This is a genomic window from Streptomyces sp. NPDC048590, from assembly GCF_043199535.1.
Lineage (GTDB): Bacteria > Actinomycetota > Actinomycetes > Streptomycetales > Streptomycetaceae > Streptomyces.
Genome location: NZ_JBICWC010000004.1, coordinates 698,656 through 721,495, shown reverse-complemented (window position 1 = coordinate 721,495; position 22,840 = coordinate 698,656). Strand labels below are relative to the sequence as shown.

General features: G+C 71.2%; 28 protein-coding genes. 18 read left to right on the top strand and 10 right to left on the bottom strand.

Annotated features, from left to right (window positions below; genetic code table 11):
• Positions 1-39: 39 nt before the first annotated feature.
• From ACGFNN_RS15680 to ACGFNN_RS15650, 7 genes are all read right to left on the bottom strand, one after another.
• Positions 40-564 (bottom strand): DinB family protein, encoded by a 525-nt coding sequence (locus tag ACGFNN_RS15680; protein WP_393556129.1) that lies wholly within the window; start codon positions 562-564, stop codon positions 40-42.
• A gap of 31 nt (positions 565-595) precedes the next feature.
• Entirely contained in the window at positions 596-2,017 is a 1,422-nt protein-coding gene (locus ACGFNN_RS15675) for a sensor histidine kinase (protein WP_393556127.1), read from the bottom strand.
• Positions 2,014-2,745 carry a response regulator transcription factor gene (locus ACGFNN_RS15670; protein WP_362670592.1) on the bottom strand — a complete coding sequence of 244 codons (732 nt, stop codon included), beginning with the start codon at positions 2,743-2,745 and terminating at the stop codon, positions 2,014-2,016. Before ACGFNN_RS15670 ends, ACGFNN_RS15675 begins: the two co-directional genes overlap by 4 nt.
• 47 nt (positions 2,746-2,792) lie before the next feature.
• Positions 2,793-2,984 carry a hypothetical protein gene (locus tag ACGFNN_RS15665; protein WP_393556125.1) on the bottom strand — a complete coding sequence of 64 codons (192 nt, stop codon included), beginning with the start codon at positions 2,982-2,984 and terminating at the stop codon, positions 2,793-2,795.
• Between the two features lie 17 nt (positions 2,985-3,001).
• Positions 3,002-4,207 (bottom strand): S1C family serine protease, encoded by a 1,206-nt coding sequence (locus ACGFNN_RS15660; protein WP_393556123.1) that lies wholly within the window; start codon positions 4,205-4,207, stop codon positions 3,002-3,004.
• A 94-nt stretch (positions 4,208-4,301) separates the two neighbouring features.
• The gene (locus ACGFNN_RS15655) at positions 4,302-5,345 is read right to left on the bottom strand and encodes a LacI family DNA-binding transcriptional regulator (RefSeq protein ID WP_393556122.1); all 1,044 of its coding nucleotides are present in this window, start codon (positions 5,343-5,345) and stop codon (positions 4,302-4,304) included.
• 24 nt (positions 5,346-5,369) lie between these two features.
• Positions 5,370-6,173 (bottom strand): response regulator transcription factor, encoded by an 804-nt coding sequence (locus ACGFNN_RS15650; protein ID WP_362668656.1) that lies wholly within the window; start codon positions 6,171-6,173, stop codon positions 5,370-5,372.
• A gap of 299 nt (positions 6,174-6,472) precedes the next feature.
• Between ACGFNN_RS15650 and ACGFNN_RS15645 the strand changes: the two genes are divergently transcribed.
• The 8 genes from ACGFNN_RS15645 (at position 6,473) to ACGFNN_RS15610 (ending at position 12,411) form a co-directional block, all read left to right on the top strand.
• Positions 6,473-7,495 (top strand): alpha/beta hydrolase, encoded by a 1,023-nt coding sequence (locus tag ACGFNN_RS15645; RefSeq protein ID WP_393556120.1) that lies wholly within the window; start codon positions 6,473-6,475, stop codon positions 7,493-7,495.
• Positions 7,496-7,536: 41 nt separating this feature from the next.
• A complete protein-coding gene (locus ACGFNN_RS15640; RefSeq protein WP_393556118.1) occupies positions 7,537-7,791 on the top strand; it encodes a MoaD/ThiS family protein in 255 nt (84 codons plus the stop codon).
• A 10-nt stretch (positions 7,792-7,801) separates the two neighbouring features.
• Positions 7,802-9,238 (top strand): hypothetical protein, encoded by a 1,437-nt coding sequence (locus ACGFNN_RS15635; protein WP_393556116.1) that lies wholly within the window; start codon positions 7,802-7,804, stop codon positions 9,236-9,238.
• A gap of 145 nt (positions 9,239-9,383) precedes the next feature.
• Positions 9,384-10,079 carry a DUF2993 domain-containing protein gene (locus ACGFNN_RS15630; protein ID WP_393556114.1) on the top strand — a complete coding sequence of 232 codons (696 nt, stop codon included), beginning with the start codon at positions 9,384-9,386 and terminating at the stop codon, positions 10,077-10,079.
• 387 nt (positions 10,080-10,466) lie between these two features.
• Positions 10,467-10,547, top strand: a complete 81-nt coding sequence (locus ACGFNN_RS15625; RefSeq protein WP_350310325.1) for a putative leader peptide — start codon at positions 10,467-10,469, stop codon at positions 10,545-10,547.
• Between the two features lie 148 nt (positions 10,548-10,695).
• Positions 10,696-11,535, top strand: coding sequence for a sulfurtransferase (locus tag ACGFNN_RS15620; RefSeq protein WP_362547929.1), 840 nt, complete (start codon positions 10,696-10,698; stop codon positions 11,533-11,535).
• A gap of 48 nt (positions 11,536-11,583) precedes the next feature.
• The gene (locus ACGFNN_RS15615) at positions 11,584-11,871 is read left to right on the top strand and encodes a DUF1416 domain-containing protein (RefSeq protein WP_014154938.1); all 288 of its coding nucleotides are present in this window, start codon (positions 11,584-11,586) and stop codon (positions 11,869-11,871) included.
• Between the two features lie 147 nt (positions 11,872-12,018).
• Positions 12,019-12,411 (top strand): DUF3099 domain-containing protein, encoded by a 393-nt coding sequence (locus ACGFNN_RS15610; protein WP_393556113.1) that lies wholly within the window; start codon positions 12,019-12,021, stop codon positions 12,409-12,411.
• Between the two features lie 35 nt (positions 12,412-12,446).
• On the opposite strand, the gene ACGFNN_RS15605 is transcribed toward ACGFNN_RS15610, so the two are convergent.
• Positions 12,447-12,809, bottom strand: coding sequence for a DsrE family protein (locus ACGFNN_RS15605; RefSeq protein WP_393556111.1), 363 nt, complete (start codon positions 12,807-12,809; stop codon positions 12,447-12,449).
• 105 nt (positions 12,810-12,914) lie between these two features.
• On the opposite strand from ACGFNN_RS15605, the gene ACGFNN_RS15600 reads away from it, so the two are divergent.
• The 6 genes from ACGFNN_RS15600 (at position 12,915) to ACGFNN_RS15575 (ending at position 17,828) form a co-directional block, all read left to right on the top strand.
• Positions 12,915-13,703, top strand: coding sequence for a hypothetical protein (locus ACGFNN_RS15600; protein WP_393556109.1), 789 nt, complete (start codon positions 12,915-12,917; stop codon positions 13,701-13,703).
• Positions 13,700-14,596, top strand: a complete 897-nt coding sequence (locus ACGFNN_RS15595; protein ID WP_393556107.1) for a hypothetical protein — start codon at positions 13,700-13,702, stop codon at positions 14,594-14,596. The genes ACGFNN_RS15600 and ACGFNN_RS15595 overlap by 4 nt, the downstream gene beginning before the upstream one ends.
• Complete coding sequence (locus ACGFNN_RS15590) at positions 14,593-15,498, top strand: hypothetical protein (RefSeq protein WP_393556105.1); 906 nt, start codon at positions 14,593-14,595, stop codon at positions 15,496-15,498. The genes ACGFNN_RS15595 and ACGFNN_RS15590 overlap by 4 nt, the downstream gene beginning before the upstream one ends.
• A gap of 259 nt (positions 15,499-15,757) precedes the next feature.
• Positions 15,758-16,330, top strand: coding sequence for an FABP family protein (locus ACGFNN_RS15585; RefSeq protein ID WP_393556103.1), 573 nt, complete (start codon positions 15,758-15,760; stop codon positions 16,328-16,330).
• A gap of 40 nt (positions 16,331-16,370) precedes the next feature.
• The gene (locus tag ACGFNN_RS15580; RefSeq protein ID WP_393556101.1) at positions 16,371-16,832 is read left to right on the top strand and encodes a Fur family transcriptional regulator; all 462 of its coding nucleotides are present in this window, start codon (positions 16,371-16,373) and stop codon (positions 16,830-16,832) included.
• A gap of 30 nt (positions 16,833-16,862) precedes the next feature.
• Complete coding sequence (locus ACGFNN_RS15575) at positions 16,863-17,828, top strand: YgfZ/GcvT domain-containing protein (RefSeq protein ID WP_393556099.1); 966 nt, start codon at positions 16,863-16,865, stop codon at positions 17,826-17,828.
• A 36-nt stretch (positions 17,829-17,864) separates the two neighbouring features.
• Here the strand turns inward: ACGFNN_RS15575 and dtd are convergent, their stop codons facing one another.
• Positions 17,865-18,314, bottom strand: a complete 450-nt coding sequence (gene dtd / locus ACGFNN_RS15570) for a D-aminoacyl-tRNA deacylase (protein WP_393556098.1) — start codon at positions 18,312-18,314, stop codon at positions 17,865-17,867.
• Positions 18,315-18,429: 115 nt separating this feature from the next.
• On the opposite strand from dtd, the gene ACGFNN_RS15565 reads away from it, so the two are divergent.
• From ACGFNN_RS15565 to ACGFNN_RS15555, 3 genes are all read left to right on the top strand, one after another.
• Positions 18,430-19,107 (top strand): ABC transporter substrate-binding protein, encoded by a 678-nt coding sequence (locus tag ACGFNN_RS15565; protein WP_362547958.1) that lies wholly within the window; start codon positions 18,430-18,432, stop codon positions 19,105-19,107.
• Between the two features lie 53 nt (positions 19,108-19,160).
• Positions 19,161-20,132: an asparaginase gene (locus tag ACGFNN_RS15560; RefSeq protein ID WP_393556096.1), complete on the top strand. Its 972-nt coding sequence runs from the start codon at positions 19,161-19,163 to the stop codon at positions 20,130-20,132.
• 66 nt (positions 20,133-20,198) lie between these two features.
• A complete protein-coding gene (locus ACGFNN_RS15555; protein WP_393556094.1) occupies positions 20,199-21,452 on the top strand; it encodes a GNAT family N-acetyltransferase in 1,254 nt (417 codons plus the stop codon).
• A 4-nt stretch (positions 21,453-21,456) separates the two neighbouring features.
• On the opposite strand, the gene ACGFNN_RS15550 is transcribed toward ACGFNN_RS15555, so the two are convergent.
• On the bottom strand, positions 21,457-21,624 hold the full coding sequence (locus ACGFNN_RS15550; protein WP_181011346.1) for a hypothetical protein: 168 nt from the start codon (positions 21,622-21,624) through the stop codon (positions 21,457-21,459).
• Positions 21,625-21,847: 223 nt separating this feature from the next.
• Between ACGFNN_RS15550 and ACGFNN_RS15545 the strand changes: the two genes are divergently transcribed.
• Positions 21,848-22,738 (top strand): GntR family transcriptional regulator, encoded by an 891-nt coding sequence (locus tag ACGFNN_RS15545; RefSeq protein WP_393556092.1) that lies wholly within the window; start codon positions 21,848-21,850, stop codon positions 22,736-22,738.
• Positions 22,739-22,840: the final 102 nt, after the last annotated feature.

The following is a 22,840-nucleotide window of genomic DNA, read 5'->3' as shown; positions in this document are numbered from 1 at the left end:
GGTCTCGGGCGCCCTGCAATCGCGTACCAGGAGGGCCGACTACCCGGTTGCCCCGTCGGTCCGCTCCCGCAGGAAGTCGGCGTGGCCGTTGTGACGGGCGTACTCCTGGATCATCAGTACGTAGACCCAGCGCAGGCTCAGGACGGTGCCGCGGGAGGACACGAAGGTCTCGTCGAGGCCGTGCCCGGCCGCTGCCGCGTCGCATGCCGTGACCTCGGCCTGGAACACCCCGATGTCTCTCTCCGCGTCGGCTGCCCGGACTCCGTCGAGTCCCTCGTTGCCGTCGGAGGGGCCGGTGAACACATCGCCGACGGTCTCACCTGCGAAGCTTCGCCGGAACCACCATCGCTCCACCTCCGCCATGTGCCGGACCAGACCGAGGAGGGTGAGGTCCGACGGCTCCACGGTCGCCCGCGCCAGTTGGTCCGGTTCGAGTCCGGCGCACTTGGCCAGCAACGTCTCCCGGTGCCAGTTCAGCCAGCCCTCGAGCATGTGACGCTCAGTCGCGGTGCCCAAGTCGCCGAGCTGGCCGCTCCGCTGAGGTGGGGGTGCCTTCCATGTCATGGATTCATTCTGCGCGGCTGCCCGGCCGCTCCTACACCCCCGGCGGCGGCGTGGGCGCCCCCGGGAGGCGGATGGAGGCAATCGTGCCGCCGCCGTTCGCAGGGGCCAGGCCGATCTCGCCGCCCGCTTGCTGGACCGTACGGGCGACGATGGAGAGGCCGAGGCCGGAGCCGGGGAGCTGGCGGGCCGAGGGGGAGCGCCAGAAGCGGTCGAAGACGTGCGGGAGGTCCTCGGCGGGGATGCCGGGGCCGTGGTCGCGCACGGTCAGTACCCCACGGTGCAGTACGACGTCGATCGTGCCGCTCTCCGGGCTGAACTTCACGGCGTTGTCGAGGACGTTGACGATCGCCCGCTCCAGCGCCGCCGGCTCGGCGCGCACGTACCAGGGGGCCAGCTCCTCGGTGACGGTCAGCTCCGGCCCGCGCAGCCTGGCGCGCTGGAGCGCCGTGCGGGTGATGTCGTGCAGGGCGACCACCTGGAGGGGGCCGGGCTGGGCGGCGTCGGGGCGGGAGAGCTCCTGGAGGTCGCCGATCAGGGCGGCCAGCTCCGTCATCTGCGCCTTGACCGAGGACATCAGCGCCTTGCGGTCGTCGGGCGGGATCGCCCGGCCCGTGTCGTCGCTGCGGGCCAGCAGCTCGATGTTGGTACGGAGCGAGGTGAGCGGGGTCCGCAGCTCGTGCCCGGCGTCGGCGATGAGCTGGGACTGCCGGTCGCGTGAGGTGGCCAGGGAACTGGTCATGGAGTTGAAGGAGCGGGAGAGCCGGGCGATCTCGTCGTCGCCCTCGGCGGGGATACGGACGCTGAGGTCCTCGGTGCGGGCCACGTGCTCGACGGCGTGCGCGAGGTCGTCGACGGGTCGGAGGCCCGTGCGGGCGATCCACAGGCCTGCCGCCCCGGCGCCGATGACGCCGATCCCGGCGACCAGGAAGAGAACCCAGGCGAGGGTGGAGAGCGGCTTGGTGATCTCGCTCATGGGCCGGGCGATCGAGACCGCGAGGTTCCCGGTCCCCAGGCCAGGGCCCCGGCGGACATCGAGCGTGGAGGTGTAGACCCGCATCTCCGAACCGTCCTCGGCCTTCTCGGTGTGCAGGGTGAAGTCCCGCTCACGCTTGGCTACCTGCACATCGTCGTCCGTCGCCGGTAGCTTGGACGTGCCGGGGGCGACACACACGGTGCCCTGGGCGTCGATGAGCTGGATGGTCACGCCCGTCGGCGTGGGCGGGATCGCCTGCGAGGTGCCGCCCTTGCAGTACGTGTACAGGTTCGCCAGGTAGATGTCGTCGACCTTGGAGTTGCGCAGCGTCTCGTCCATCTGGTGTTCCAGCTGTTCGCGCGTCACGAACCAGCAGGACGCCGCGACCGCCGCCACCGCGGCCGCTACCGCCGCCGCGACCAGCAGGGCGAGGCGGGAGCGGAGCGGCAGGGCGCGGAGCCGGCGGATGAGGCCGGTCACCCGTCACCGCCGCCGGAGCGCAGGGCGTAACCGACGCCCCGCACGGTGTGCACGAGACGCGGCTCGCCGCCCGCCTCGGTCTTGCGGCGCAGGTACATCACGTACACGTCCAGGGAGTTGGAGCTGGGTTCGAAGTCGAACCCCCAGACTGCCTTGAGGATCTGCTCCCGGGTCAGCACCTGCCGGGGGTGGGCCAGGAACATCTCCAGGAGGGTGAACTCGGTGCGGGTGAGCTCCACCCTGCGGGCGCCCCGGGTGACCTCGCGGGTGTTGAGGTCCATGCGGAGGTCGGCGAAGGAGAGGACGTCGTCGTCGGGGACGGGACCGCCCGCCGCGACCGCGTACGAACTGCGGCGCAACAGGGCGCGGATGCGGGCGAAGAGCTCGTCCAGCTCGAAGGGCTTGACGAGGTAGTCGTCGGCGCCGGCGTCGAGGCCGGTGACCCGGTCGCCGACGGTGTCGCGCGCGGTGAGCATCAGGATCGGTGTGGTCGACCCCGTGGAGCGGATGCGCCGGGCGGCGGTGAGGCCGTCCATTCGGGGCATCTGGATGTCCAGGACGATCAGGTCGGGGGCGTACGACTCCGCCTTGGCGAGGGCGTCGTAGCCGTCCACGGCCACCTCCGTCCCGTACCCCTCGAACGCGAGGCTGCGCTGCAGGGCCTCACGGACGGCGGGCTCGTCGTCGACGATCAGGACACGCTGGGGATCGTCTTCGGCGGGGCTCATCGCTTCTTCGTCCTCTTCCTTCGTACCGGGTAGGAGGTGCTCTTCACTCAGCCTCGCACGGTCGCCGTCCGACGGCGGGCGGCGCGGCGCCCGCGGCCCGGGGTGGTGCTACGGATCTCGGCCGGGCGGGCGGCGGACGCCCCGGCGGCCGGTGACATGGCTGCCAGTTCGGCGACCAGGGCGAGCGGCAGGGCCAGGTCGGACGGGCCGGTGGCCATGGTGGCGGTGGCGGGGTTCATGTCGACCTCCTCCGGTTTCAGGAACCGCTGCCGGAGCGCAGGGTGTCCAGGTCGGCCTTGACGGTGTTGACGGGGATGGCGAAGCCGAGGCCCACGCTGCCGGCCGACGAGCTGTCGTCCGAGGCGGAGGCGGAAGCCGGGGAGTACATCGCGGAGTTGATGCCGATGATCTCGCCGTTCATGTTGATCAGGGCGCCGCCGGAGTTCCCCGGGTTGAGCGAGGCGTCGGTCTGCAGGGCCTTGTACGTGGTCTTGGACGAGCCGGTGTCCCCGTTGAACTGCTGCCCGCCGAACTCGAACGGCCAGTTCTGCCCGCCCTGCTGTTGCTGCTGCTGTTCCTCCTTGGCGACGGTGACGTCGCGATCCAGTGCCGAGATGATCCCGCTGGTGACCGTGCCGGTGAGGCCCTCGGGGGAGCCGATCGCGACGACCTCCTCGCCCACCTTCACCGAGGAGGAGTCGCCGAGTGTCGCGGTCTTGAGCCCGCTCGCGCCCTGGAGCTTGATGAGCGCCAGGTCCTTGTCGGCGTCCGTGCCGACGACGTCGGCCGTGTAGCTCTTGCCGGTGCTGAGAGTGACCTTGATCTGCGAGGCGCCGGAGATGACGTGGTTGTTGGTGACGATCTCGCCGTCCGAGGTGATCACCACGCCGGAACCGGTGGCGTCGCCGGCCGAGGAGGAGGCCCCGATCTCGACGATGGCGGGGGAGACCGCTTCCGCCACGCCGGAGACGGTGCCCGCGTTGCTCCGCGAGACGGTGGTGCCGCTGACGGCTCCGCCGGTGCCGGTGATGTTCGAGCCGCCGTCGGCGAGCTGTCCGATGAGGGTCGCGGTGCCGCCGCCGATCGCCGCCGCGGCGATGGCCACGGCCGCCAGCAGGGCCACGGGCCGCTTGACCCGGCGCTCCCGCTGCGGGGTGTCCCCGGCAGCGAGGGGCGCGGGGGCAGGGGCCGGCCAGGCGTAGGCGGCGGTGTCCGGCTCGTGGGCGGGCGGCGGCGGGTAGCCCGCCCCTCCGCTGCCGTACGTGGAGCCGGTGCCGGAGCCTGAGTACGCGGACCCGGAGGCGTCGTGGGAGTAGCCGCCGTACGGGGCACCCGCCTGCGGAGCGCTGCCGTACGAGCCGTCGCCGTACGAGCCGTGCTCGTGCGTGGCGCTGTCGCGCGAACCGTTGTCGTGCGAGGGGGACATCGGGTACTCGCCGCTCGGGCGGTGGCTGTCGGTCATGCTTCCGAGAGTGGCGAGCGAAGATGAGAGCAGCCTGAGTAGCCCCTGAGAAGCCCGGCAGAACCGTGTATGCCCGATATAAGGGTGCTGCGTGTCAGCGCGCGCTCACGGGCGGTTCCCCGCAGCCGCACGACCGGCGCACCACGAGTGCGGAGGGGAACTGCTTGAGCCGTTCGCGACGCGACCCCGAGACCCGCAGCGAGTCGTCGAGGACCAGGTCCACGGCGGCACGGGCCATCGCCGGACGGTCCGAGGAGACGGTGGTGAGCGGCGGGTCGGTCAGGCCCGCCTCCTTGACGTCGTCGAAGCCCGCGACCGCGAGCTCACCGGGTACGTCGATCCGCAGCTCACGCGCGGCCCGCAGCACCCCGATGGCCTGGTCGTCGGTGGAGCAGAAGATGGCGGGCGGCCTGTCGGGCCCGGCCAGCAGCTCCAGCGCGACCTGGTAGGCGTCGTAGCGGTTGTACGGCGCGTGGAAGAGCCGGCCCTCGGTCGGCAGTCCGGCCTCCCGCATGGCCCGGCGCCAGCCCTCGATGTGGTCGGCCACGGGGTCGCCGACCACCGGGGTCGACTCCGTGCCGCCGAGGCACGCCACGTAGGCGTTGCCGTGCTCCAGGAGGTGGCGGGTGGCGAGCTGCGCGCCGCCGACGTCGTCGGTGACGACCGCGACGTCGTCGATGGCCTCGGGGCGCTCGTGCAGCAGGACGACGCGGGCGTCCCAGGCCTCTATCTCGGCTGCCGCGCGCTCACTGGGGCCCTGGCTGACGAGGATGAGACCGGAGACCCGCATGCCGAGGAAGGCCCGCAGGTAGTGGACCTCGCGTTCGTCGCGGTAGTCCGAGTTCCCGACGAGCACCATCTTCCCGCGCTCGGCGGCGGCCTGTTCGACCGCGTGGGCCATCTCGGCGAAGAACGGCTGCCGGGCGTCCGGCACGATCATCCCTATGAGATCGGTACGCCGTGAGGCCATGGCCTGGGCGACCCGGTCGGGGCGGTAACCCAGCTCCGAGATCGCGGCAAGTACCCGCTCGCGCGTGGCCGGGGCGACCGGCCGGGGTCCGTTGTTGATGACATAGCTGACGACCGCTGTCGAGGTCCCCGCCAGTCTCGCCACATCGTCCCGCGTCACCTTGGCCACGCGCGGCAGTCTACGCGGATCGACCTACCGCTTGGCAGGCCGGACCGGGGCTTCTTCCATGATCTCGGCCTCGGCGGACTGCTCCGAACGGGTGTGGTCCTCGTCCGCGGTCTTCGCGGCCGCCTTGGCCTTGGCCTCCTCGGCGGCCCGGTCCACCTTCTCCGGGGTGACGAAGCGGTAGCCGACGTTGCGGACGGTGCCGATCAGGGACTCGTGCTCGGGGCCGAGCTTGGCGCGCAGCCTTCGCACGTGGACGTCGACCGTTCGCGTGCCGCCGAAGTAGTCGTAGCCCCAGACCTCCTGGAGCAGCTGCGCCCGGGTGAAGACCCGGCCGGGGTGCTGCGCGAGGTACTTGAGCAGTTCGAATTCCTTGAAGGTCAGGTCGAGGACCCGGCCCTTGAGCTTGGCGCTGTACGTCGCCTCGTCGACCGACAGGTCTCCGTTGCGGATCTCCATGGGGGAGTCGTCGGAGGTGATCTGCTGGCGGCCGGTGGCCAGCCGCAGCCGCGCCTCGACCTCGGCGGGCCCCGCCGTGTCCAGGAGGACGTCGTCGATGCCCCAGTCGGCGGTGACGGCGGCCAGGCCGCCCTCGGTCACGACGAGGATCAGCGGACAGCCGGGTCCGGTGGACCGCAGAAGCTGGCACAGCGACCGCACCTGGGGAAGGTCCCGGCGGCCGTCGATGAGGATGACGTCGGCACCGGGGGTGTCGACGAGTGCGGGGCCCTCGGCGGGGGCGACCCGCACGCTGTGGAGAAGGAGACCGAGGGCGGGGAGCACCTCCGTCGACGGTTGAAGGGCATTGGTCAGCAGCAGGAGTGAACTCATCGCCGCCCACCTGCCTGGGTCGTCGGTCGATCGTGCACGTTCAGCTCGCCCATTACGTCGGTCCTCCTCGTTCCCTGCCAGAGGGGCACTCCCGGGTCGGACCCGGGGGAGTATGCGGCACTGCTTCGTACTCCCGTACAAGCCGTCACCTGCGACGGCTGTCATACGGTTTTTACTGCGCGGTCCCGCGCCCCGGGGACCGCTGAGCTTGTGGAAACGTCGCCGTAACAACGCTCGGAAAGCACAAAAGGACCCGGGGGCTGCTTTGCCCGGATCCTCTTCGCAGCAGAATAGCCCACATGAGTTCAGTGTCCGAGGGTCGATTCACGAGTTCTTCTGTTCCCTCGATCACGGGGACGCCCCTGCGCACGACGTTGCTGACGGGTGACGGAGTCCGTATCGAGGCGGTGTACACCCCGTGTACGGCCGGTTCCGAGGCCGCCGGGGCCCGCGCCGCGGACCGGACGGCCGTGGTCCTCGCACACGGTTTCACCGGGGCCGCCGACCGGCCGGCGCTGCTGCGGGCGGCCGCGGTGTTCGCCCAGCGTGCGGCGGTGATCACCTTCTCCTTCCGGGGCCACGGGAGGTCCACCGGACGGTCCACGGTGGGGGACCGGGAGGTCCTCGATCTGGCCGCCGCGGTCGCGTGGGCGCGGTCGCTGGGACACCGGCGCATCGTTACGGTCGGCTTCTCCATGGGCGGTTCGGTGGTGCTCCGGCACGCGGCTCTGTATACGGCCCGCGGGGCCGGGAAAATCTTTGCCGAGGCCGAACCCGCCGAGGGGACCGATCGGGTGGAAGGGCGCGCGGAGGTGCCCGGGGCGCACGAAGGGCGCGCAGAAGCGCACGGGGCGCATTCGGACGGGACATCGGCCGAGCGTGACGGGACGTCCGCGGACGACGACCGGACATCGGCGCATACGGATGCGTGGATGAACGCGTACACGGACGCGGTGGTGGCCGTCAGCGCCCCGGCCCGCTGGTACTACCGGGGTACGGCCCCCATGCGGCGTCTGCACTGGGTCGTCACCCGGCCCATGGGGCGGCTCGTCGGCCGGCTCGGCTTCCGTACCCGGATCCACCGGGAGGACTGGGACCCCGTCCCGCTCTCACCGGTGGAGGCGGTCCCGCTGATCACCGCGCCCCTGCTGATCGTGCACGGCGACCGGGACCCGTACTTCCCCGTCGACCACCCCCGGATGCTGGCGGAGGCCTCGCGGGGCCGCGCGGAGCTCTGGCTGGAGCACGGGATGGGCCACGCGGAGAACGCGGCGGACGAGGAACTGCTGACCCGCGTGTCGGACTGGGCGGGCTCCGCGTGATTCATCATGGGTTGCTGACGTACGAGGAAAGGGGTGCCGCCATGCCGGCGGGAACGATCCGCTACTGGGCCGCGGCCAAGGCCGCAGCGGGAACCGCGGAGGAGCCGTACGCGGCGGACACGCTCGCGGAGGCCCTCGCCGGAGTGCGCGAGAGGCACCCGGGTGAGCTGTCGCGCGTACTGCTCCGGTGCTCCTTCCTGATCGACGGGAATCCCGTGGGGACCCGCGGTCATGAGACCGTACGGCTTGCCGAGGGCGGCACGGTCGAGGTGCTCCCGCCGTTCGCAGGAGGGTGAACACCGGACCATGAGCAACAGCGATCAGCAGTATCCGTACGACCCGGGGTACGGGCAGCAGGACCAGCGGTACCCCGGACACGGGCAGCCTCACCACGACCCTGCGACCGCCGCGCCGTCCCCGGGCCAGGAGGCGCCCGCCCAGGGGCAGCAGGCCGGGTACGGGCAGCAGCAGGCGGCGTACGGGCAGGGCTCCGGTTACGGGCAGCCCGCGTACGGGCAGGACCCCGCGTACGGGCAACAGCAGTCCCCTGCGTACGGAGGGAACGCCGGATACGGACAGCCCGCGGCCTACGGCGGGCCGGACGCCGGGTACGGGCAGCAGCAGCCACAACAGCCACAGCAGCCACAGCAGCCGGAGTACGGCGGTCACGCCTCGTACGGGCAGCAGGCCGCCGGCTATCCGGAACCCGGTGCTCAGCAGGCCGCGGGTGACCAGGGTGTGACGCAGACCTGGCAGGGCCAGACCTGGGACACCCAGTACCAGCCGACCATCCAGCCGCCGCAGCCGCAGCAGCAGTCGCAGGTCTACTCCGGGGGCTCTCCGGCCCCCGGGTACGGCGCCCCCGCCGCACATCCGCTGCCGCCGGAAGCCCCGGCTGCTGCCGCAGCGCGGCCCGCACCCGAGGCCACGGCGGCCGCCGCCGACACCTCCGGGTACGGCGCGCCCACCACCCTGGGCAACAGCCGCATCACCGATGCCCAGCGGGCCCGCGCCGAGGGGCGCTCGCCGATCATCGCGCCGGGCATGCAGCCCGCCGCGATCACCGTCGGGCTCGGCCTGCTCCTCGCGATCGGGGCAGCGGTCGGTTCGTACGCCCTGCTGGTGCCCGTGGTCCTGCTCCAGGCGGTGACGGCGGCCGGATGGTTCAGGCTCAACGGCATGTGGCCGGCCAGGCAGGGCATCGCCCTCGCCTTCGCCGGCGGGGTCGTGGCCGACGCCGTACTGCTCGCGGCCGGCCGGAGCCACGCACCCGCTGCGATGCTCGGCACGCTGGGCGTCTGGGTGCTGCTCACCCTTGTCCTCCAGCTCCGCAGCCACGCCGGCGCCGACGAGCGGATGTACGGCCTGACGGCCACCGTCGTCTCCGCCGCGCTCGCCGTGCTGGCGGCAGGCCATCTGGCGGCCGCCCCGGACGCCGTGACGGCCGGTGCGATCGCGGTCGCCGTAGCCGTGCTGGTCAGGGCCCTGCCGCTACCCGGGCCCGCCTCGGTCGTGGTGTCGCTGCTCGCGTCCGCGGGTGCCGGACTGGCCGCCGCAGCGGTCACCGGCTTCGGCGCGGAAGCCGCGCTCCTCGGCTTCGCCGCCGGCGGTTGCGCGCTGATCGGTCTGCGGGTCGCGAGCTACGACTACCCGTCCCGCTTCGTGCACATGACCGCCGGAGTGGCACTGCCGCTCACGGCGGCGGCCCCCGCCGTCTATCTGATCGGCCGGGCCATCGTCTGACCGCCGGTTGTTCCCGCCCGCCCCGCCAAGTGGGGGGAACCGGCCGGGCCTTCCGCTCGTCGATCATTCCGGGCGCGCCGCACAGAGGCAGTAGGCTCACGCGCTCGTCAGAGGTCCGGCCGGTCCGAGTGGGGGAACAACAGGCATGCGCGCACTGCGAATACTGCTGATCATCGCCGTGGTGCTGGGCGGCGTCTTCGTCGCCCTGGACCGGGCAGCCGTCCACTTCGCGGAGTCCGAGGCAGAGAGCCGGGTGTCCTTCGGCGGCGTAGAGACCGGATCGACCGATGTCTCGATCAAGGGCTTCCCCTTCCTGACCCAGGTGGCCGACTCCGAGCTCGACCGGGTCGACGTCACGGTGAAGGACATCCGCGCCAGCGCGGCCGGCCGGGACATACGGATCAGCGAGATCCGGGCCGAACTCTCCCAGGTGACCCTGGGGGCCGGCTACACCAGCGCGACCGCGTCGCACGCCACCGGCACCGCCGTCGTCTCGTACGCCGCCCTCACCGAGGCCGCCGACGACGGAGTCACCGTCGCCTACGGCGGCGACGGCAAGGTCAAGGTCACCGGCAGGATACGGATTCCGCTGCTGGACAAGGTGCTCACCCGCAGCGTGACCTCCACCGTCACCCTGGTCGGCGGGAACACCGTCCGGGTGCACGCCGACGAGGTGCCCGGTGAGGGCATCCCCGGCCTCGAAGGCCTGGTCAGGCAGAAGACCGACTTCGAGCGCAAGATCGGCGGGCTGCCCGACGGTCTCGAACTCAAGAAGATCGAGGTGGCTCCGGGTGGCCTGGAGATCTCGATGACCGGTTCGGACGTCGCCCTCGCCGGATGACGCGACGGCGGCGGAGCGGTGCGGATGACCGCCGGGTCTCCGGGGTAGGGACTGCCGGGGGCGGCCCGGAGGCCTGAGGGCTGTCCCGCCACGAGGCCACGAAGCCGGGATGCCGGTACCGCGGGCCGGGCACACGACGGCGGGTCCCGGCGGGCGGGTTCCGGCGGGTTCCGGACCCCCGATCCGCACCAGGACGGCTCTGGGCGGCCCATGGACCGGATGCTGAGACGGCCGCGTCCGGCCAGTAGATGCCTGTCGGGCGAAGAATGCCCGGCCGCTGCCGGCGAGGTGCCGGGATGCCTGGTCCGTCTCGCATCGCGGACGATCGCGTCTCATCATCCGACACGACGGTGACATCTCCGCCCGTACCTCCCTACGATCGGACGCATGAAGCGACAGGCGGATCTCACGAAGCGGCGGGCAGTAGACCTGTGCCGCGTCGCCGCCATGCTCTGTCGCACCTTCTGAGCGGGACCTCTCCCGTTTTCCCCGGCCCTTCGACCACGTCAGGGCCGAACCGTGCCTTCCGTACGCGTTCCGCTCGAAGACCTGCGCGTACACCTCGCACTCCGCACACCGCACCACCCCGCCGCAGACTGCCCCGGAGGAGAATCACATGAGCCGCGCAGACGTTCTGGTCGACGCCGACTGGGTCGAGGCCCACATCGACGACCCGCAGGTCGCGATCGTCGAGGTCGACGAGGACACCTCGGCGTACGAGAAGAACCACATCAAGAACGCGATCCGGATCGACTGGACCCAGGACCTCCAGGACCCGGTCCGCCGTGACTTCATCGACCAGGCCGGCTTCGAGAAGCTCCTGTCGGAGAAGGGCATCGGCAACGACACCACGGTCGTCCTCTACGGCGGCAACAACAACTGGTTCGCCTCCTACGCGTTCTGGTACTTCAAGCTCTACGGCCACCAGGACGTCCGCCTCCTCGACGGCGGCCGCAAGAAGTGGGAGCTCGACTCCCGCGACCTGACCGACGCCGTCCCGACGCGCCCGGCCACCGAGTACAAGGCCAAGGCCCAGGACGAGTCGATCCGCGCCTACCGCGACGACGTCGTGGCCGCCATCGGCAGCAAGAACCTCGTCGACGTGCGTTCGCCCGACGAGTTCAGCGGCAAGCTGCTCGCCCCGGCGCACCTCCCGCAGGAGCAGTCGCAGCGCCCCGGCCACGTGCCGAGCGCCCGCAACATCCCGTGGTCGAAGAACGCCAACGACGACGGCACCTTCAAGTCGGACGACGAGCTCAAGGCCCTCTACGAGGCCGAGCAGGTCGACCTGTCGAAGGACACCATCGCGTACTGCCGCATCGGTGAGCGCTCCGCCCTGACCTGGTTCGTGCTGCACGAGCTGCTCGGCCAGGAGAACGTCAAGAACTACGACGGTTCGTGGACCGAGTACGGCTCCCTCGTGGGCGTGCCGATCGAGCTCGGCGCCAACAAGTAATTCCGCAGGATCCGACCAGCAGGACCCCGACCAGAAGGACAGAACACCATGTGTGGAGCACAGGCCGGCGGCCCCGACGCTTCGACGATCAAGCCGGGCGAGACGACCATCCAGGGCAGCGTGACCCGCGACGGCGAGCCGGTCACCGGCTACGTCCGGCTGCTGGACTCGACCGGTGAGTTCACCGCCGAGGTCCCCACCTCGGCGACCGGACAGTTCCGCTTCTACGCGGCCGAGGGCACCTGGACGCTGCGCGCCCTGGTCCCGGGCGGCACCGCCGACCGCACGGTCGTCGCGCAGACCGGTGGCCTCGCCGAGGTCGCCATCGCGGTGTAGTTCCCGCGTACGAACGGCCGGAGGGCCGCACCCCAGGGGGTTGGACGCCACCTGGACCGGGGTGCGGCCCTTCGTGCCGTCCGTGTGTCTCCGGACGCCGGGAGGTTCCACATGCAGCCGGGCGCAGGGCAGTTCTACGCTGGACTCATGTACGCCCGCCGTAGGCGCGTCTATTTCATGATGATGGGCGGATGCCTGCTTCTCTTCGTCTCCGCGTGGGCCTTCGTGCGCCTGTGGTCCGTACCGGCCGCGGTGGCGATGTGCGTCGTCGCCATGGTCATCCCGCCCGTCGCGGCGATCGTGGCCAACCGCCGGGGGCCCGAGGACCGCTGGTGGGACGACCCCGAGCGGACGCCCCCGAAGTCCCGGCCCGACCGGCCCGCGGGAACGGACGACCGGCCCACAGGGACGGACGGCTCCTCCGGAGCGAGTGCCCCGGTGCGGGGTTCCCGGCCCCGCACGGCACGGGAACAGCCCACCGGCGACCCGCAGTCGGACGCCTGGTGGGACGAGCTGGACGGCCGGAACCGCCGCCGGTAGGACGCCCCGGCGCGTCGTTGGCAGGGGTCAGGGGGTCAGTAGACGAGGGCCTGGGTGCCGTCCGCCATGGCCTCCTGCACGAACACCTGGGCGCCGGCGATCCGTACGCCCTCCAGGACGTCCTTCTCGGTGATGTCGCGCCGGGCCGCGCACTGGGTGCAGAGCGTGATGCCCCCGCCGGCCATGATCGACTCGATCAGGTCCGGCAGCGGTGCGGAGTGCGGCAGTTCGAACTCGGCGGCGCGTCCGGGCAGGGCGAACCACGCGGATTCGCCGGTCAGCCACAGCGAGACCTCCACGCCGCTGGCGACGGCCACGGCCGCCACGGTGAAGGCCTGCGAGCAGCGCTCGGCTGCGTCGGCCCCGGCGGTCACCTTGATCACGAGCTTCTTCGACATGTGCCGAACTGTAATCCTCGGCCGTGCAACCTCTCCTGTGACCTGTGAGTCAGTTGTGTGCGCGGATAAGGGAATCCGCGCTTCAGGTCTCTTGGGGGGACCCCTTTGGAAGAGAACGACGCCACCTCCGGCGTGCCCGCCGAGCCGCCCGTGGCGCCAGGGAGCATGCGTCCTCGCGGGCGTACGGCGCTGATCATCGCCGCCGCGGCACTGCTCGGCATCTCGGCCGGCACCGCGGTCGGGTACGGGATCCAGGCGGAGCGGCCGCCCACGCCACTGCCCGCGCTGTCGCAGGCGGAGCTGGCCTACCCGGCGAAGCCGCTTCCGGCCGGCAAGGTTCCGCCGCCGCTGCCGGCCTCGCAGGACCATCAGGTCAGGACAGACGGTGACCTGCGCAAACTGCTGCTCGACCGCCCGGCGGGCTGGAGCGAGGACAAGGACGCCGACTGGCTGAACGACGGCTGGATGACCGTGGGTGATCTGGCACGGGGCTACAAGGACGAGGGACACATGCTCGAGTACTTCCTCGAGTCCGACATCCGCCGTGTGGCGGGAGCCGCGTGGAAGAAGGGTGAGCACCGCCAGGCGACGATCACCCTCGTCCAGTTCTCCGCCGGGGTCGAGGTCATGGCCGAGGACTATGCCGCGGGTCAGCGGTCCTACATGGCCGGGGACGACTACGCGGGCAACGAAGGCGACCTGGTCAAGGGCAGCGGCGAGGGCCGCTACTACATCTACGACGTCGACCGGGAGCCCGGTTACCTGCCCTCGTACCAGGCCAGGGCAGTCATGCACCGCGGCGACATCATGATCGAGATCGATCTGTACGACACCCGGCCGATCAGCAAGAAGGACATCCGGACGCTGGCCGAGCGACAGCTGGAGCGCGTGTGAACGACATGAACCACGCCGAGCCCTCCGGCACGGCACCGCTCCCGGACTCCTCCGAGGCAGCGGAAACAACCGCCGGGACCATGCACACTCCAGCGACCCCGGAAACCGACGAGGCTCCGGACGCCGATGCGGTTCCGGCCGCACCCGTGCGCTCCGGCAGGGCCCGGCGCGTCCTGGTCACCGCGCTCCCCTTCGTACTGGTGCTGGCCGCCGTGGGGAGCGCCGCCGCGTACACGAAGGTCACGGTGGACGGCGCCGACCGCACGGTGGAGACCACCGTGTGGAAGGTGTCCGACCGCGAGCCCGGCAAGGACCCCGCGCCGGACGCGAGTCGTGGCCGGACGGACAGCGAGCTGAGCAAGCTGCTGCTCCCCGTGCCCAAGGGATACAGGCTCGGATCCGACGACGGGGAGTACGGCAACGACGACGAGGTCGACGGTGAGCGGGCCGCCGCCGCGATGAAGGCGTCCAGCGGGCTGGCAGGCAAGGAGCGCCGGGAGTACGAGAAGCGGATCGACAAGCTCCGGCTCCAAGGGCTCGGCATCCGGTCGTACGTCTCCGACGACAACGACCTGGAGGTGCACGCCACGGTCGTCCGGATGAAGGACAAGAAGGCCGTGCGGGACCTCCATACCCTCCGGACGGGCCTGTTCGATCTCGTCGGGGTCTTCCGCGACGGTCCGAAGATCAAAGGCCACACCCGCCAGGCGTCCTGCTATCTGCAGCCCAAGGACGGCGACAGCGACATCGAGCAGATGCTGTGCTCGGCGTACGACGGCGAGCTGAGCATCTCCTACCGGGCCACCGGCATCGAACCCGTCGACAAGGCGGCCGTCGCCGAACTGCTGAAGGACCAGCTGGAGCACATCGAGTCCCCGGGGGAGTACATATGACCGAGCAGACGGGCGGAACGTCCGGCCCGGCCGTTCCCGCCGCCACGGCCACCCTCCCGCCGGCCCCGCAGGATCCGCCGGTGGTCCCGGCGGCGGACGTTGCCCCCGAGGCGACCGCCCCCGAACCCGCCTCGCCCCGCCTGCCGAACCGGGCCCTGCGTGCCGCCCTGCGCTGGACGGCCGCCGTGCTCGTCATGGGCGGGCTCGGGGTGGGCGCGGTCGCCGGGATCACCTCGATGAAGCGCACCGACGTGCCAGGGCTCTCCACGCAGGACGACGGCCGCTGGGACTACCCGGCGCTCACGCTGCCCGCCCTGCCTGCCGACGCCCCTCGCCCGTACAGCGACCACAACCAGGCGGAGGTCCACCACGCGGACCTGCGGCGGCTGCTGCTTCCCGCACCCGCCGGTGCCACCGTGGACAAGGAGCTCGACGGAGGCTGGACCGACATCGCCCACTACGCCGCCGAGTACGGCAAGGACGACCGGGCCACCGTCAGCCAGTTCCTGAAGGACTCCGCCCTGCGGCACATCGCCGCGCGCGGTTGGACCATGCCGGACGGCACCTCCTCCAGGGTCTACCTGCTCCAGTTCAACTCGGTGGCGTACTCCACGGCCTTCCACGACAGCCTCTTCGACAACGGTGGCTCCCTGCCCTTCCCGCCTGCCGGGACGGGCGAACTCGCCTTCGACGAGGACTGGACTTCGGAGACCCGGGCGGAGAACACCACCGTGCGCGCGTACGCGGAGGCGGAGCCCTTCGGAGCCGGACAGGTGCGTCACGCGTACGTGGTCGCCGGGGACACCCTCGCCCTGGTCGTCCACAGCCGCGAGGGGAAGGCGGGTACGGAAACGGTCCCCTTCCACCAGACGCTCGTCCTCCAGGACCAGCTCCTGGGCTGAACCGACCGGCCCGGGGCGAAACCCCGGGCCGCCGTCCCGGGCCCCCACCCATTAGGCTGGGGGCCCGGCCGCATGCTGCCGTCATACCGTTCGTACCGAGGAGCTCCCGTGCTTGAGGCTTTCTTCTCCGCCCTGCTGGTCCTGGTCTGCGTCGGCGTGCTCGCCTTCGCCGCCGTGACCGTGAAGAAGCTGTACCAGGGCCAGCGCTGACCCTCGCCGAACACCTCCCGTACACCCTCACAGATCGTCTGAGCCGCTCATGATCGAGATTCCGTCCGACCTCCACCCGGACCTCGTGCCGCTGGCCTTCCTCCTGGGCAACTGGGCGGGTGCGGGCGTCTCCGACTTCCCCGGCGCCGAGAAGTGCAACTTCGGCCAGGAAGTGACCTTCAGCCACGACGGCCGTGACTTCCTCGAGTACGTCTCGCACTCCTGGGTGCTCGACTCCGAGGGCAAGCAGGTCAAGCCGCTCGAGTCCGAGTCCGGCTACTGGCGCATCGACAAGGACCGCAAGGTCGAGATCGTCATGGTCCGTGACCAGGGCATCGTCGAGGTCTGGTACGGCGAGCTGGCCAAGCAGAAGCCGCAGATCGACGTCGCCACCGACGCGGTGGCCCGTACGGCGGCCTCCGGCCCGTACAGCGGCGGCAAGCGGCTCTACGGCTATGTGAACAGCGACCTCATGTGGGTCGGCGAGAAGGCCACCCCGGACGTCGAGCTGCGGCCGTACATGTCGGCGCACCTGAAGAAGGTCGTCACCCCGGAGGAGGTCGCCGAGATGGCGAGGGGCCTCGGGGATCTGCCGGACGACGGCATCGCGTTCTTCAAGTAGGCCGCCCGGCCGGGTGCTCACCCCGCTCTACACTGGGGCTGTGGTGAGCACCGACTGGAAGACCGATCTCCGGCAGCGCGGCTACCGGCTCACGCCTCAGCGCCAGCTCGTGCTGGAGGCAGTGGACACCCTGGAGCACGCGACCCCCGACGACATCCTCGGCGAGGTGCGCAGGACGGCGTCGGGCGTGAACATCTCCACGGTCTACCGGACCCTGGAGCTCCTGGAGGAGCTCGGGCTCGTCAGCCACGCCCACCTCGGGCACGGTGCCCCGACGTACCACCTCGCCGACCGGCACCACCACATCCACCTCGTCTGCCGGGACTGCGCGGACGTCATCGAGGCCGATGTGGACGTCGTCGCCGAGTTCACGGCGAAGCTGCGGGACACCTTCGGTTTCGAGACCGACATGAAGCACTTCGCGATCTTCGGGCGCTGCGCCGGCTGCACGGCCGGGGCCGCCCGCGACGAGGCGCCGGAAGGAACCGCCGGCGGGCGGTAGTCCGTCCCGTACGAGTCGTACGCTGGTCGCATGAAGAGCCCCCTGCTGTCCCTGCCCGGCGCCGTCCCCGCCGAGGGGCGCGACGAAGGAGTCGCCGCCCACTACGGCGACCTGTTCCGTGAGCAACGCGCACTCGCCGACGGCAGCGGCTTCGTCGACCTCTCGCACCGCGCGGTCGTCACCGTCACCGGCGACGACCGGCTGTCCTGGCTGCATCTGCTGCTCACCCAGCACGTCAGCGATCTCGCGCCGCACCAGGCGACCGAGGCGCTGATCCTCTCCGCCAACGGGCACATCGAGCACGCCCTCTACCTGGTCGACGACGGTACGACGGTGTGGATGCACGCCGAGCCGGGGACCCAGGGCGAGCTGATCGCGTACCTCGAGTCGATGAAGTTCTTCTACCGGGTGGAGGTCGCCGACCGCACCGAGGACTTCGCCGTGGTGCACCTGCCGGCCGGTTCCATCGCCGAGGTACCGGAGGGCGCCGCCGTGCGGGAGACGGCCCACGGCCGGGACGTGTTCCTGCCACGGGCCGAGCTGGAGGCGTACGCCGCCGCGAACGGCCCGGCCGCCGGGATCCTGGCCTACGAGGCGCTGCGGGTCGAGGCACACCGCCCGCGCCTCGGCTTCGAGACCGACCACCGGACCATCCCGCACGAGCTGGGCTGGATCGGCACCGCCGTGCACCTCCAGAAGGGGTGCTACCGGGGGCAGGAGACGGTCGCCCGTGTCCACAACCTGGGGAAGCCGCCGCGCCGCCTGGTCTTCCTGCACCTCGACGGCAGCGAGGTCCACCTCCCCGGTCACGGGACCCCGGTCCGGCTCGCCGCGGACGGCGAGGAGGGCCGCCAGCTCGGCTTCGTGACCACCTCGGCCCGCCACCACGAGCTGGGCCCGATCGCCCTGGCGCTGGTGAAGCGGAACGTCGCCGTGGACGCGGAGCTGATCGCGGGCGACACCGCGGCGGCGCAGGAGACGGTCGTCGAACCGTAGTCCTGTCGGGAGAGAAGCCCCTCGGCGAGAGGCCTTCTACACCTCGACCAGCACGGTGAACGGGCCGTGATTCGTGAGCGTGACGCGCATGTCCGCCCCGAACCGGCCCGTCTCCACCTGGGCGCCGAGCGCGCGCAGCTGCGCGACCACCTCGTCGACCAGCGGCTCGGCGACGTCGCCGGGGGCCGCCGCGTTCCAGGTGGGCCGGCGGCCCTTCCTGGCGTCCCCGTAGAGGGTGAACTGAGAAATGACCAAAAGCGGTGCATTCACGTCCGAGCAGGACTTCTCGCCTTCGAGAATCCGCAGGGTCCACAGCTTCCGGGCGAGCTGCGCGGCCTTCTCCGGGGTGTCGCCGTGAGTGACCCCCACCAGCACACACAGTCCCTCGCCGACGATCTCGCCGACCGTCCCGCTCCCCGAGGGATCGTCCGAAGCGCCTGCCACGACGACGCTCGCGCCGTCCACTCTCTGTATCACTGCACGCATACAGACCAACCTATCTTGGGCTGAACGGGTACAGAGCACCTGCGTGAACACCCTCCGTAGTGGCACCATGCACGATGTCGGTGTGCCGACGCACCGGTCGAGGGGACGGAACATCATGACGACACAGGGAACCGGGCCTTCACCCGGCGCCGTACCAGTGACACGTACATCCACCGGCCCGCGGCCGCCCGTGCAGCGGACGGTCGCGGCGGCCGGCCAGCCGCCCACCCCGCTGCCCGCGCACCTGCCGGGGGCGGTGTGCGTTCCGGGCCAGACCGGAGGTGCCACGGCCGCAGGACTGGCCTCGGTGCGTCCGCAGCCCGAATTCGGCGGACTGCGGCTACCGGAACTGCGCACCCTGCGCCGTGACGCGCAGCGCGACGAGGCCGATCTCAGCTACGTACGACGCCTGGTGCAGGGGCGCATCGACATCCTGCGGGCGGAGCTCGCCCGGAGGGTGGACCCCGAGTCGCCCGTCGTGGACCGGCTGTCGGAGATCCTGGCCGACACCCCGTCCGTGCACCGCTCCTCGGTGCGGCACGTCACGCTGACCACGCCGCGCAGCGACGAGTACCGGCAGCTGGCCGCGGACACGCTCGCCGAGGTCGAACTCTCCGACCTCGACGCCCGGACGGACGAAGAGCTCCTCACCGCCATGGGGCGGCTCGTCCGCTACGAACAGCAGGTCTCCCGGCGCCGGAGCCGGCTCCAGCGGACGGTGGACGACTGCAGCGCGGAGATCGCCCGCAGGTACCGTGACGGAGAAGCACAAGTAGAGGACCTGCTCGCCTGAAGCGACCCTTCCGGGGGCGGGTCACGCCCGTCACCGGAAGGCCGCCCACCAGCATGACCTCCTCCATATCCACCTCCGCGTCCCCCGAGCTCCCGGTCCTGGCCGAGGTCGTACGGTCCGGCTTCACCGAGGGCCACCATCGGGGGTCGCTGGTCGTCCTGGCGGCCGACGGGAGCATCGAACTCGCCCTCGGCGACCCGGCGAGCCCGGTCTTCCCGCGGTCGTCCAACAAGCCGATGCAGGCCGCGGCGATCCTGCGGGCCGGGCTGGATCTGTCGGGGCAGCGGCTGGCGCTGGCCGCCGCGAGCCACTCGGGCGAGGCCTTCCACCTCGACCTGGTGCGCACGATGCTCGCCGAGCACGGGCTGAAGCCTGATGACCTGCAGACCCCGCCCGACCTGCCGCTCGACCCGGTCGAGGCCGAGTCGTACCTCGCGGCGGGCGGCGTGCGGGAACCGCTCACCATGAACTGCTCCGGCAAGCACGCGGCGATGCTCGCGGTCTGCCTGCGCAACGGCTGGGACACCGCCACCTATCTCGACCCGTCCCACCCGCTCCAGCGGCTCGTCGGCGAGGTCGTCGCCGAGGCGGCGGGCGAACCGGTGGCGGCGATCGGCACGGACGGCTGCGGCGCCCCGCTGATGGCGATCGGCCTGGTGGGCCTGGCCCGCGCCTTCCGGTCGTTCGTGCTGGCGGAGCCGGGCACGGCGGAACGCCGGGTCGCCGACGCGATGCGGGCGCACCCGGAGTACGTTGCCGGCACCCGGCGGCCGGACACCTGGCTGATGCGGGAGGTGCCGGGCGCGCTCTCCAAGATGGGGGCCGAGGCGGTGCAGGCGGTGGCGCTCCCGGACGGGCGGGCTTTGGCCTTCAAGATCGACGACGGCTCCACCCGTGCCCTGGGCCCGGTGCTGGCCCGCGCGCTTGGGCTGCTGGGCGTGGACAGCCCGGTCGTGTCCCGCATCGGGCGTGCCCCGCTGCTGGGAGGGGCGGCGGAGGTGGGCGGGATCCGGGCGGCGTTCTGAGGGCCCCGGGTGCGGCGGCGGGATATCTATGCGACATCGGACGATCTGCCCGCCTAGCGTGGACCCATGAGCCTTGATCCGCGCACCGTCTCCGCCGCCGAGTTCCCCGACTGGCTGCGGGCCGTGGGCACCGGGTTCCTGCGTCCGCCGGCGCCCGTCCCGGAGGAGGAGGTCGAGGTGCGGCTCGCTCAGGTGGATCTCGGCCGCACCCAGGGGGTGTTCGAGGACGGGCGATGCGTGGCCACCTTCCGCTCGTTCGCCCAGGAGTTGACCGTCGTCGGCGGGGCGAGGATCCCGGCCGACGCGGTCACCGCCGTGACGGTGACCCCGACGCACCGCCGCCGGGGTCTCCTCAGCCGGATGATGGCCGTGGACCTGGCGGCGGCGAAGGAGCGGGGCGACGTGGTCTCCTCGCTGATCGCGGCGGAGTACCCGATCTACGGGCGGTACGGATTCGGCCCGGCCAGCTGGACCACGGAGTGGGAGATCGACGTCCCGAGGGCCGGCCTGGACCCCCGTGCGAGGGTGCCCGACGAGGCGGACGGCGGCCGGATCGACCTGGTCGACGGGGCGGACGTACGCAAGCTCGGGCCGGAGCTCCACAACCGGCTGGCGGCCCGGCAGCACGGGGTGGTCTCCCGCGACGAGCGGTGGTGGCACCGCGCGACCGGGCTGGAGGTACCGGCGTTCGAGACGTGGAAGGAACCGTTCCACGCGGTGTACCGGGCGCCGGACGGTTCGGTGGACGGGCTGCTGACCTACCGCGCCGACGGCCACTGGGGCGACGGCAAGCAGCCGCTCAACACGGCCAAGGTCGTCCGCATGACCGGCGTGACCCCGGCGGCGGAACGCGCGCTGTGGACGTACCTCTGCTCCATCGACTGGATCACCACGGTTCGCACGGGCTTCCGCGCCCCGGACGATCTGCTGCCGCACTTCCTCCCCGACCCCAGGGCCGCCCGTGTCGTGACCCACGCGGACTTCCTGTGGCTGCGCCTGCTGGACGTGCCCCGGGCGCTGGAGGCTCGTACGTACACGGCCGTGGGCTCGCTGGTCCTGGAGGTGCGGGACGCCGCCGGGCTCGCGGGTGGCCGTTTCCTGCTGGAGGTGTCACCCTCCGGAGCCTCGTGCGTCCCCACGACACGGTCTGCCGATCTCACCCTGGACGTCGCCGATCTCGCCTGCCTCTACCTGGGCGACGAATCGGCGCTGCGGCTCGCCGCCCTGGGGCGCCTGGACGAGCACAGGGCGGCCGCGTCCGCGACGGCGGACGCGGTCTTCCGGGCGCCACGGCGTGCGTGGTGCCCGGATGTGTTCTGAGAGGTCAGAGAGCGGTCCCCACGACGAGAACGACGAGGAGCACCGCACCGGCGGTGGTGCACTGCTCGCTGCCGGACTTCAGGCCTCCCACCAGCAGGGAGGCTGCGAAGGTGCTCATGACGCCGAATTTCCATTCCAGGTAGCGCTCGACGACGAAGATGACGAATGGCATGGCGGACCCTCCTGAGGAGGTGGGGAGCCAAAGCTCCGGAAGCGGCCGATGCGCGAGCCGTGCCCGTACGGCGTTGGACGGGGCGGCGGTGAACTGGCTTACATTCAAGGTATGTTGGTAAAGTTGGCTACCAACTCTCTTATCAGTGTCCCCTGTTGGTAAGTGTTCGTAACCAACGCGACAACATGTTCCTTTAGATGGCGGGAAGTTGTAACGTCCTGTTGTGACCCATGAGCGCACAGCGATGAACGACGCCGGAAGTCTCTCCTCCGAAGATGTGGCCGACATTCTGCGGGGGCGTATCCGAGACGGTGAACTGCGAGCCGGTGACCATATGCCGACCCAGGCCGAGCTCGAGCGAGAGTTCGGAGTCCGGCGCGGCGCGGTCAGGCGCGCGCTGGGCCACCTCAAGGCGGAGGGCCTGCTCACCGACGTGACCAGGGGGGCGCCACCTCGTGTGGCGGGTCAGCTGCCGTCCCCGCGCGCGACGGACGGCCAAGCGCCTCAGCAGACGGCGGCCGGTCTTGGGCCACGCATCCTGGCGGCGTTCGACGCTCCCGATGTGCGCATCGACGCGGTCTGCCTGACGGCCGAGTCCCTGGCGCTGGCACTGGCCGAGCCCTTGCAGCGGATACGGTCCGGCCGTCTTGTCCCGCGCTCGGTCAAGGTGCGCATCCTGCTGCCCGGCCGCCATCTCGAATTGGCTTTCCCTCGTCCGGCCGACGAAGCCGGCGACGTACGGCCGGTCCACGAACGCTGGCTGGACCTGCGCAACGTCCAGGGCGCCTCGCTGCGACACAACCTGCTGGCCCTGCGCAGCACGCGTGATCTCGACGTCGAAGTGACATTCAGGGCATTGCCGTTCACCCCGCCGGTGAAGGTCTACCTCCTGAACGGAACGGAGGCGCTCTTCGCCTACTACACCGTCACCCGGCGTACGGAGGAGATCGATGGACGCTCGGTGGAGCTGTTCGACGTGCTGGGGAGCGACTCGACGCTCTTTCCCTTCACCGCAGCGGGAGGCGTGCAGGGCGACGCCTTCGTCGCGGAGTCCGCACGGTGGTTCGACAGTCTCTGGAACACCGTCGCGTCGGAGCTGCACCTGGACAGGTGACGGGAAGGCCCGGTTCGCGGAATGCTGCCGTGGGGAGCGTGGGCACCATGAGGGTGTGGATTCACGCTCCCGCACGTGTCGTGTCTCCGCGTCGCGTGTGTC

Excerpts from the sequence above, each read along its gene's own strand:
- ACGFNN_RS15560 (WP_393556096.1), top strand. The coding sequence starts at position 19,161 with ATGACCTCCTCCATATCCACCTCCGCGTCCCCCGAGCTCCCGGTCCTG.
- ACGFNN_RS15670 (WP_362670592.1), bottom strand. The coding sequence starts at position 2,745 with ATGAGCCCCGCCGAAGACGATCCCCAGCGTGTCCTGATCGTCGACGAC.
- ACGFNN_RS15640 (WP_393556118.1), top strand. The coding sequence starts at position 7,537 with ATGCCGGCGGGAACGATCCGCTACTGGGCCGCGGCCAAGGCCGCAGCG.
- ACGFNN_RS15645 (WP_393556120.1), top strand. The coding sequence starts at position 6,473 with ATGAGTTCAGTGTCCGAGGGTCGATTCACGAGTTCTTCTGTTCCCTCG.
- ACGFNN_RS15610 (WP_393556113.1), top strand. The coding sequence starts at position 12,019 with ATGTACGCCCGCCGTAGGCGCGTCTATTTCATGATGATGGGCGGATGC.
- ACGFNN_RS15625 (WP_350310325.1), top strand. The coding sequence starts at position 10,467 with ATGAAGCGACAGGCGGATCTCACGAAGCGGCGGGCAGTAGACCTGTGC.
- ACGFNN_RS15620 (WP_362547929.1), top strand. The coding sequence starts at position 10,696 with ATGAGCCGCGCAGACGTTCTGGTCGACGCCGACTGGGTCGAGGCCCAC.
- ACGFNN_RS15590 (WP_393556105.1), top strand. The coding sequence starts at position 14,593 with ATGACCGAGCAGACGGGCGGAACGTCCGGCCCGGCCGTTCCCGCCGCC.
- ACGFNN_RS15585 (WP_393556103.1), top strand. The coding sequence starts at position 15,758 with ATGATCGAGATTCCGTCCGACCTCCACCCGGACCTCGTGCCGCTGGCC.
- ACGFNN_RS15650 (WP_362668656.1), bottom strand. The coding sequence starts at position 6,173 with ATGAGTTCACTCCTGCTGCTGACCAATGCCCTTCAACCGTCGACGGAG.
- ACGFNN_RS15680 (WP_393556129.1), bottom strand. The coding sequence starts at position 564 with ATGACATGGAAGGCACCCCCACCTCAGCGGAGCGGCCAGCTCGGCGAC.
- ACGFNN_RS15635 (WP_393556116.1), top strand. The coding sequence starts at position 7,802 with ATGAGCAACAGCGATCAGCAGTATCCGTACGACCCGGGGTACGGGCAG.
- ACGFNN_RS15555 (WP_393556094.1), top strand. The coding sequence starts at position 20,199 with ATGAGCCTTGATCCGCGCACCGTCTCCGCCGCCGAGTTCCCCGACTGG.
- ACGFNN_RS15575 (WP_393556099.1), top strand. The coding sequence starts at position 16,863 with ATGAAGAGCCCCCTGCTGTCCCTGCCCGGCGCCGTCCCCGCCGAGGGG.
- ACGFNN_RS15665 (WP_393556125.1), bottom strand. The coding sequence starts at position 2,984 with ATGAACCCCGCCACCGCCACCATGGCCACCGGCCCGTCCGACCTGGCC.
- dtd (WP_393556098.1), bottom strand. The coding sequence starts at position 18,314 with ATGCGTGCAGTGATACAGAGAGTGGACGGCGCGAGCGTCGTCGTGGCA.
- ACGFNN_RS15550 (WP_181011346.1), bottom strand. The coding sequence starts at position 21,624 with ATGCCATTCGTCATCTTCGTCGTCGAGCGCTACCTGGAATGGAAATTC.
- ACGFNN_RS15660 (WP_393556123.1), bottom strand. The coding sequence starts at position 4,207 with ATGACCGACAGCCACCGCCCGAGCGGCGAGTACCCGATGTCCCCCTCG.
- ACGFNN_RS15605 (WP_393556111.1), bottom strand. The coding sequence starts at position 12,809 with ATGTCGAAGAAGCTCGTGATCAAGGTGACCGCCGGGGCCGACGCAGCC.
- ACGFNN_RS15615 (WP_014154938.1), top strand. The coding sequence starts at position 11,584 with ATGTGTGGAGCACAGGCCGGCGGCCCCGACGCTTCGACGATCAAGCCG.
- ACGFNN_RS15565 (WP_362547958.1), top strand. The coding sequence starts at position 18,430 with ATGACGACACAGGGAACCGGGCCTTCACCCGGCGCCGTACCAGTGACA.
- ACGFNN_RS15630 (WP_393556114.1), top strand. The coding sequence starts at position 9,384 with ATGCGCGCACTGCGAATACTGCTGATCATCGCCGTGGTGCTGGGCGGC.